Source organism: Desulforhopalus sp. IMCC35007, from assembly GCF_005116575.1.
In the GTDB taxonomy this organism is placed as follows: Bacteria; Desulfobacterota; Desulfobulbia; order Desulfobulbales; family Desulfocapsaceae; genus Desulforhopalus_A.
The window spans coordinates 1-1,292 of the sequence record NZ_SWCN01000073.1; the positions used below are offsets into that span (position 1 = coordinate 1).

Below are 1,292 nucleotides of genomic sequence, written 5' to 3' on the forward strand. Positions count from 1 at the left end.
CCAAGCATATTTTTGATCTCTGATAACTGAATAACCGCTAAACTATGGTACTGCTACGTCCGGCATACCTCTTTCAATGTGGGGCCATTTATTCCATGAGCTATGGCTCGTAAAATAGTTTCCATAGAATCAACTTTATAATTGCGGAAGAAAGCTCTGATAGCCTCCCACAACGACTTCTTTGATTCTTCTTTTGCCAATGCCTCCTGAAAGAGCCAGCAACTGAGCTGTTGTGTCTGATCTATGAGAAAAGCGAGCATCATTAAAATAGTGAAGACCCCGCTCAGATTCTTTTTGCCAAGGCCGTAGTTATGGCCGAGATTATAATCCTGATTTTTAAGAGTGTTGAATGTTTCATTCTCTATTTTCCAGCGGGCTCTGCCAGCACGCATCAAGCTGTAAACATTCTCTTTTGTTATCTCGATATCGGTTACCCAACTGAAGGTGGTTATTTTCTCGTTCTTGTCGATCTGACTGTATTCGAGCACATTAACCAGCAAGTTTGGATTGGATTTGTTTAAAGGAACCTGATTGACGAATTTAAAAAAGTGACCGGTTTTCTGGTCCTCTGGGTCAATAAACGACATTTGAGTAGCCCGCTCTTCTTTTTCAGCCAGGTCCAGTTCAGCAAAGAGTGCTGCGTGATCACCCGGCTTGGCCCCAAGAATATAGCGCAGGTTGAGGTTTTGCAGGTCTTGAATATGAGGTGCATTACTGGCTAATGCATCTTCAACCACAATAACCTTCAGGTGGGGATGCTCGTTTCGAAACCTTGTGTAGAAGCGCCTAGCGGCGTTCCGTTCGCAATCATTTTTATTGGTACCGTCCTGTTTGGTTATCATCTCCGGAAAGACAGGAATAACCACCTTGCAATCTGGTCGCACAAAAGAAGCAGCATACATCTGCTGATAATAGAGTGTTTGGCCGTTGCGACTCTTTTTTGACATGCAATAAGGAGATGAGACTTTGCCCGATGAATAGAAGCCGGTACCATCACCACTCAGGAGGTAGTGGTTATCAATATAGGCCATCTTTTCAAAATCTTTTCCCCGTTGAAGATGCCGAAAAACCGTACGAAAAGGTGCACGCAACGAAGAAAGTGACAAGGGATCCAGTATGGTCCGCATCTGGCTGTCGCAAGGTATATTGGTTATGCCAAACATTGAATGCAGGTTTTGCGGTTCTTTTTGTCGCTGTTTGTCAAAAGCAAGAAGGGATGGGTGCTTCAACTGAAACACTGCCAGGCCGGACATCAGTGCATCACCCAGTGAGATTGTGCAATTGGCACCTCT

General features: G+C 44.4%; 1 protein-coding gene. It reads right to left on the reverse strand.

Features of this window, described 5'->3' with window-relative positions:
* Positions 1-53: 53 nt before the first annotated feature.
* Positions 54-1,292, reverse strand: a 1,239-nt coding sequence (locus FCL48_RS24650; RefSeq protein WP_205747825.1) for a transposase, incomplete at its 5' end; no start/stop codon positions are given.